We start from the raw sequence: 6,967 nt of genomic DNA, 5'->3' as shown, positions 1-6,967 counted from the left end.
GGGGGGGCCCCCCCGGGGGGGGGGGGGTGGGGGGGAGGGCGCCCCCCCCCCCAAGGCGTTGAATTCAAAGGGCGGACGGGTTGCACAGCCCCCTCACCCTACCCTCTCCCCCCTCAAGCAGGGGGAGAGGGCTTAACGTCAGCGCTTGCGCAGGAAGGCGGGTGCTGCGTCGCGGAAGTCGCCGTCGCGCCAGGCGCGGTCGCGGCTGGTGGCCGGGGTGGCGGCGGCTGCGGCGGCGGGGCGGCGGACGGGGGCGTTGCCGCCGTCGCCGCGCGGCGTGGCGGGCTTCGCGTCCGTGCGGGGGCGGTTTTCGCCGCCGCGGGGCTGCTGGCGCTGGGCGCCACCACCGCCGCCACCGCCGGAGCGGCCTCGGCCGCCGGCGTTGCGGCCGCGGCTGGCGCCGGCTGCGGGCTTGATCGCGTCCGGGCGGCCGGGGGTGCGGTGCATGGGCACGGACACGTCCTGGCGTTCATCGGTCGCGGGGATGGGCATGCGGATCAGTTTTTCCACCTGCCACAGCTTCTCGCGCTCGTCGGGCGCGCACATCGCCACCGCGATGCCGGATGCGCCGGCGCGGGCGGTGCGGCCGATGCGGTGGACATAGGCTTCGGGGGTGTCCGGCATGTCGTACTGGATCACGTGCGTCACGCCGTCCACGTCGATGCCGCGGGCGGCGATGTCGGTGGCGACCAGCACGGGCGCGCGGCCGGACTTGAAGTCGGCCAAAGCGCGTTCGCGCTGGCCCTGGCTCTTGTTGCCATGGATGGCGTTGGCGTTGATGCCGTCGGCTTCCAGGTTCTTCACGATGCGGTCGGCGCCGTGCTTGGTGCGGGAGAACACCAGGGCGCGGCCCACGCCTTCGCCGCGCAGCAACTCGGCCAGCTTGGCGCGCTTGCGGCCCTGTTCGATGACGACCAGGTGCTGGGTCACGCGCTCGGCCGTAGAGGAGACGGGGGCGACCTCGACGCGGATCGGATCCCGGAGAATCTCCCCGGCCAGCTTGGCGACTTCCGTCGGCATGGTGGCGGAGAAGAACATGGTGTGCCGGGGCTGGGGGAGCTTCGGCAGGATGCGGCGGATGGCGGGCCAGAAGCCCTTGTCCAGCATCTGGTCAGCTTCATCGAGCACCAGGGCATTCACCATGTCGAGGCGCGCGGAGCCCTCATCCATGTGGTCCTGCAGGCGGCCGGGGGTGGCCACCAGGATGTCGATGCCATGCGCCAGGGCGCGGCGCTGCGGGCCGTGGGGCACGCCGCCGAAGATGACGGCGACGGACAGGCCCATGTGGCGGCCATAGGCCTTCAGGCTGTCGGCGATCTGGCTGGCCAGTTCGCGCGTCGGCGAGAGGATGAGCGCGCGGCAGCCGCCGCGGGGCGGGCGGCCCTTGGATTCGGCCAGCAGGTGCAGCAGCGGCAGGCCGAAGGCGGCGGTCTTGCCGGTGCCGGTCTGGGCGATGCCGAGGATATCCCGGCCCTTCAGGGCGTGGGGGATGGCGTCGCGCTGGATCGGGGTGGGGGTGGTGTAGCCTTCTTCCTCGAGCGCCTGGAGGAGGCGGGGGGAGAGGCCGAGTTCGGCGAAGGTCGTCATGAAGGGTGATCAAATCCGGTCATCCCGCGCGGCGCGGTGCCGGGCGGGAGGGTGGCAGAAGGACCCACCCGCGTGCCGGGGCCGGTCCGATGTTGTCCACTGAGGCGCGGTTGCCCTTGGGTTTTAACCCTGGGGGTTGTTCCCCCCTTCGGCGATCATCCGCGTGCTGCGCCCCGGTCCGGGCCTCCTTCAGCGCCTGCCCTCCGCCGGGTTGGATCCGGGGGTGGCGGCACCAGGCCCGCTCACGCGGCCGGGGCGCGGCGGGACGAGGCCCGCCGACGAGTCGCTCTATAGGACAGTATGGTTAACCGGACAAGAACTATCGACATCCCGAAGGGTAACGCCTGGTCAGCCCGTCGGCAGGCGGTGGAAGCCGGGCTGGCCGGGGGGTTCGGCCAGGCTTTCGTCGATCCGGTCCACGCGGGCCAGCATGGGGCCGCGGCGGCAGGCAGAGAGGAGCATGAGGACGGCCCCTTCCTCCCCGGCCACCAGGACCTGGACGCTGCCATCGGGGCGGTTGCGGACCCAGCCCTGCAGGCCAAGGCGGTTCGCCTGCTTCACCACCCAGTCACGGTAGCCGACGCCCTGGACCCGCCCCTCGATCCGGAGGAGCCGGGCCTTCACGCGTGGGCCAGGCTGACGAGGCGGGCTGCGATGGCGACATCGGCCGCGGCGGATTCCCGGCGGGCGGTCGATTCGGGGTCCGTGCCCCAGATCTCCTCCTGGAACGCCTCGTCCAGCGTCGACAGGCGGTAGGCTTCCTCGGGCGCCAGGTGGCCGCCGGCGATGGCGAGGCCGAGCACCAGGCTGCCCAGCGCCGGCACCGCGACGCCGAGGGCGGCCAGCACCAAGGGCGGGTGCTGTTCCACCGCGCGGGCCAAAGCGCGCAGCGCCTGGTCGGTCTGCTGCACGGGCATGATGCCGGTGGTGACGCGGAGCGGCGCATCGAGCGCCCGGGCGGACCAGGACAGCCAGGGGTCCCAGGCTTCCGCCTGGCGCGAAGCCAGCTTCGATTCGGTGGCGCGGTAGCAGAGAAGGTCGCTTTCGCCGTAGCGGGCGATGGCGGCGACGGTGGCGGCGGGGTCGGGCGCGATGCGTTCTTCCGCCGTGCCGACCAGGCGCGTCAGCGGCACCTGTTCGGGGCGCATCTCCCCGCCCTTGGTGCCGCCGGCGGCGCGCCATTCGCCGGCGATCGCCTCCGCCAGGGGCGCGGTGGCGACCCGGAGGCGGGCGCCGGAGGGCAGGCGCACGGGCTTACCGTCGAGGAGGATGGCGTAGCCACCCTCCGCCGCTTGGGCGCGGGCGTCGTCCCAGAAGCGCTTCATCCCCGGCCCTCGCCGTCAGCCCTGGCGGCTCAGCGCGCCTGGGCGGCCGCGCGGGTGCTGGCCGCGGGGCGGTTGCGCGTGGGCGCGGCGCGTTCCGGGCAGGCGGGGGCGATCATCGGGTTCAGGATGTTGCGATCCGACGCCAGGGTGGCGAGGGAGTTCATGTCCGACTGCGCGAGGGCGACCTGGAACAGCGCGACCGAGTTCGGGCAGAAGGCGGTGCCCTGGCGGAGGCCGTCCTGCGAATGGTCGTTGGCGAGCTGGGTGATGAAGCCGTCGCGCGCGCGCTGGAAATTCCCGGAGGAGGTGCGGCGGAAATGGCCCTCGATGGAAGTGTAGGCGGTGCCGAGTTCGCGGCGGAACTTGTTCACGAAGGCGTTGTAGTCCTGGTCACGGCTGCAGGTCAGGGCTGTGACCATGAGCTGGCTCTGCAGGGCGCGGATTTCGAAGGCCGAACGTTCCTGCGGCTGGACGCAGGCCTGGGCAAGGGCGGGGCCGGTGATGCCGGTGGCGAGGACGCCGGCGAGAAGGCGGTAGGCAAATGTGGCGCGACGCATGGCGCGGGAACTCCCCCATGAGGATGCCATGCCTGCCGCATTGGCCCGGGCGGCGCAACCATCGTTGCGCGACCCGAGCGCGCGGCGGGACCCCCCGGCCCCGTCGGCACCCCCGGAATAAGGAGAGTCTAGCGCAATCCGGGGCCTGCTGCACGCGGTTGAAGCATCATCCGAGGACACCGAAAAGCCAGAGCAGGAGGATGATCGGGATGGGGATGCCGATCAGCCACAACAGGATGCCGCGCATGGGTCGCCTCCGCTTGGGTTGCGGGGCGGCAACGCGGGGTCAGGCGGCTCGTTTCGTCCCGGCACCTGCCTTGGGCCGTTGCAATTTCGCGAGGCCCGCCAGGCGGCGATCGAGGAAGGCGAGCGTCCGCGGGAAGCCGTCATCCTGGTCCTGGAGCCAGAAGGCGAGCGTCGCGCCATAGACGCCGGCCAGCGTCGCGCGGCGGGTGTACCAGGAGAAATCGGCGGAGGTATCGCCGGCCGCGGCCCACATCGCATCCGCCGTGCGCGCCACGGTCCGCATGGCGGAAGGCACGTTCCAGGGCAGCGACTGGTGGCCGAGCGCCAGGCGAATCGCCTCCCGGTGCGGAACCGCCTGTTCCAGCCGGATCACGATGACGCGGCGGATGCGGGCAGGGGTGCGAAGCGCGGAGAGGTCCTCCGCCGTCGCGGCCGCTTCCATGTCCCGGTCCGCCAGGTCGCACCAGGCTTCGATCGCCTCCACCGGGCCGCGGGGGAAGAGCCAGTCCTGTTCCAGGGCGTCGCGGCCGAGATCGGCCAGGCCGGCGGCGAGTGCCGCGCGGGTCCAGCCGAGGGTGGGGACATGCGGCAGGGTGGCGCGGAGCGCGCTGTCCCGGTCCTCGCTGCGTTCGATCATCGGGCGTCTCCCTGGGTGGCGGATTCGCGGGCCTGGGTGGCGGCGCGGGACAATTCCTCGGTGAAGCCGAGCAGCGCGAGGTCGGGCATGCGCATGGGGTAGAGGACGCCGTCGAGGTGGTCGGCCTCATGCTGCATGACGCGGGCGGCCAGGCCGGCGGCCTCGCCCTCCACGCGCTGGCCGTCGATGTCATAGCCGCGGAAGCGGATGCGGGCGGCGCGGGGAACGCAGCCGCGCAGGCCGGGGATGGAGAGGCAGCCCTCCCACGCATCCTCCGTCTCCTCCCCCACGGCTTCGAGCTCCGGGTTGATGAGGGCGAGGATGTTCCCGGCGCCGCCGCGCCAGACGAACAGGCGCAGCCCGACATGGACCTGGGGGGCGGCCAGGCCGAGTCCCTGGGCGTCCTCCATCGTCTCGGCCATGTCGGCGACCAGGCGGCGGATCTCCGGCGCGGTCGGGTCGGCCACCGGCAAGGCGGGCTTGATGAGGACGGGATGGCCCATGCGGGCGATCTTCAGGATGGCCATGGCGGCTGTATTCCGGATGCTGCGGGCGCTGGCGGTGTGCGCGCCATAAGGTAATGCGTGCCGCGCGGTGCGGGAGGGTCTTTCGCTTCGGCGCCGCCCCATGCTATGGCACCCGCCTTCGCGTCGGCAGGTCCCGGCCAGTCCGGAACCGGTCGACGCGTATCCGCGTTTCTTGATATCAACCCCCAGTGAACCAAGGAGGTTCCACCGCGTGCAGGTCGTCGTCCGCGACAATAACATCGACCAGGCCCTGAAGGCGCTGAAGAAGAAGCTCCAGCGTGAGGGCGTGTTCCGTGAAATGAAGCTCCGCCGCCATTACGAGAAGCCGTCCGAGCGCCGCGCCCGCGAGGCCGCGGAAGCCGTGCGCCGCGCCCGCAAGGTGGAGCGGAAGCGCCTGGAGCGGGAAGGCTTCTGAGCCTTTCCTCCGGCTGACCCGAACCCCGGCGCATGCGCCGGGTTCCGGGCGGGCCGGCAGACCAGGAACGCGGGGCAAAGCCTCGCGAGGGATCGCCCCCCGCCTAGGGGGTGCATCACAGGATCGCTGATCCCGGGTGACGCAGCCCGGATTCAGAACTGCGCTGGATAGCCGCGGTGCGATGGCTTCTGCCTTCGCATGACGCGGCTTTCGGCGTTTGTGCCCTGAACGGACAGTCGCCACGGCTTGTCCCGCAAGCGCTGCTACCCTCTACTTCCGTCGACTCGACGGAGATGGGCCCGATGGACAGCATGGACCGGGAGGAATCGCTGCGGGCGCGCGCCAGGCGCGTGCTGCCGGGCGGGACCTTCGGGAACTTCCCGGGCGATGTGATCCTCAGCCATGGCCAGGGCGGCCGGGTGTGGGATGTCGCCGGCCGCGAATATGTGGACTTCCTGCTGGGCTCCGGGCCGATGTTCATCGGGCACGGGCATCCGGAGGTGCTGGAGGCGGTGCGGGAACAACTGTCCCGCGGCACCACCTTCTTCGCCAACAACGAGGCCGGGATCGCATTGGCCGAGGCGATCGTGGAGGCGGTGCCCTGCGCGGAGCAGCTTCGCTACGTCTCCTCCGGCTCCGAGGCCGACCTCTATGCCATGCGCCTGGGCCGCGCCTTCCGCGGCCGCGACCGGATCGTGAAGTTCGAGGGCGGCTACCATGGCATGAGCGACTACGGGCTGATGTCCCTCGCCCCCAAGCACCTGGCGAATTTCCCGCAGGCGGTGCCGGACAGCGCGGGCATTCCGCGATCCGTGCGGGATGAGGTGCTGGTCTCGCCCTTCAACGACCTCGATGCCGTGACGCGGCTGGTGGAGGCGCGGCATGAGGAGATCGCGGGGATCATCGTGGAGCCGCTGCAGCGGCTGATCCCGCCGGCGCCGGGGTTCCTGCAAGGGCTGCGCGACCTCTGCACGCGCTTCGGCATCGTGCTGATCTTCGACGAGGTCGTGACGGGCTTCCGCTTCGCCTATGGGGGGGCGCAGGCCTATTACGGCGTGACGCCCGATCTCTGCACGCTGGGCAAGGTGATCGGCGGCGGCTTCCCGCTGGCGGCGGTGGTGGGCAGGGCCGACATCATGGCGCTGTTCGACCGCGCGGCGGTGGGCGAGGACCGCTTCCTGATGCAGGTGGGCACGCTGTCCGGCAACCCCATCGCCGCCGTGGCGGGGCTGAAGACCCTGGAAGTGCTGCGCCGGCCCGGGACCTACGACGCCGTCTTCGCCACCGGCCGCCGCCTGATGGCGGGGCTGGAGGCCCAGGTGGCGCAGGCCGGCATCGCCGCCCAGGCGGTGGGTGAACCGCCGCTCTTCGACCTGGTCTTCGCGGAAGGAACGGTGGGTGACTATCGCGCCACCATGCGGGCGGACAGGGCGATGGCCGCGCATGTGAACCAGGCCATGCGCGCCGGCGGCATCCTGAAGGGCGACAGCAAATACTACATCAGCACGGCGCATGAGGACCGGGACATCGACCAGGCGCTGGACGCCTTCCGGGGCGCCATGCGGCGCCTGCCCGCCCGCCCGGGTTGATCCTTCCGGGGTGATCACCCCCTGGGCAATCCGCCGTTCACAAAGCGGGACGACACCAGCGCCAGGCGAATGGGGCCAGGACTG

General features: G+C 71.7%; 8 protein-coding genes. 2 read left to right on the top strand and 6 right to left on the bottom strand.

Features of this window, described 5'->3' with window-relative positions:
• Positions 1-138: 138 nt before the first annotated feature.
• The 6 genes from ACTIE5_RS14445 to def form a co-directional block, all read right to left on the bottom strand.
• A complete protein-coding gene (locus ACTIE5_RS14445) occupies positions 139-1,587 on the bottom strand; it encodes a DEAD/DEAH box helicase (RefSeq protein ID WP_439550386.1) in 1,449 nt (482 codons plus the stop codon).
• 348 nt (positions 1,588-1,935) lie between these two features.
• Entirely contained in the window at positions 1,936-2,211 is a 276-nt protein-coding gene (locus ACTIE5_RS14440) for an acylphosphatase (RefSeq protein WP_439550385.1), read from the bottom strand.
• Positions 2,208-2,912 carry an ATP12 family chaperone protein gene (locus ACTIE5_RS14435; protein WP_439550384.1) on the bottom strand — a complete coding sequence of 235 codons (705 nt, stop codon included), beginning with the start codon at positions 2,910-2,912 and terminating at the stop codon, positions 2,208-2,210. Before ACTIE5_RS14435 ends, ACTIE5_RS14440 begins: the two co-directional genes overlap by 4 nt.
• Positions 2,913-2,941: 29 nt before the next feature.
• The gene (locus tag ACTIE5_RS14430) at positions 2,942-3,469 is read right to left on the bottom strand and encodes a hypothetical protein (protein ID WP_439550383.1); all 528 of its coding nucleotides are present in this window, start codon (positions 3,467-3,469) and stop codon (positions 2,942-2,944) included.
• 286 nt (positions 3,470-3,755) lie between these two features.
• Positions 3,756-4,352 (bottom strand): COQ9 family protein, encoded by a 597-nt coding sequence (locus tag ACTIE5_RS14425; protein ID WP_439550382.1) that lies wholly within the window; start codon positions 4,350-4,352, stop codon positions 3,756-3,758.
• The gene (def, locus tag ACTIE5_RS14420; RefSeq protein WP_439550381.1) at positions 4,349-4,879 is read right to left on the bottom strand and encodes a peptide deformylase; all 531 of its coding nucleotides are present in this window, start codon (positions 4,877-4,879) and stop codon (positions 4,349-4,351) included. The genes ACTIE5_RS14425 and def overlap by 4 nt, the downstream gene beginning before the upstream one ends.
• Before the next feature lie 211 nt (positions 4,880-5,090).
• On the opposite strand from def, the gene rpsU reads away from it, so the two are divergent.
• Positions 5,091-5,294, top strand: coding sequence for a 30S ribosomal protein S21 (gene rpsU, locus ACTIE5_RS14415; RefSeq protein ID WP_007006360.1), 204 nt, complete (start codon positions 5,091-5,093; stop codon positions 5,292-5,294).
• Between the two features lie 302 nt (positions 5,295-5,596).
• Complete coding sequence (locus ACTIE5_RS14410; RefSeq protein WP_439550380.1) at positions 5,597-6,883, top strand: aspartate aminotransferase family protein; 1,287 nt, start codon at positions 5,597-5,599, stop codon at positions 6,881-6,883.
• Positions 6,884-6,967: the final 84 nt, after the last annotated feature.

This window comes from Falsiroseomonas sp., from assembly GCF_051859025.1.
Taxonomy (GTDB): Bacteria; Pseudomonadota; Alphaproteobacteria; order Acetobacterales; family Acetobacteraceae; genus Falsiroseomonas.
Note: the sequence above shows the minus strand (reverse complement) of the source record. Positions and strands in the feature narration are given on the sequence as shown.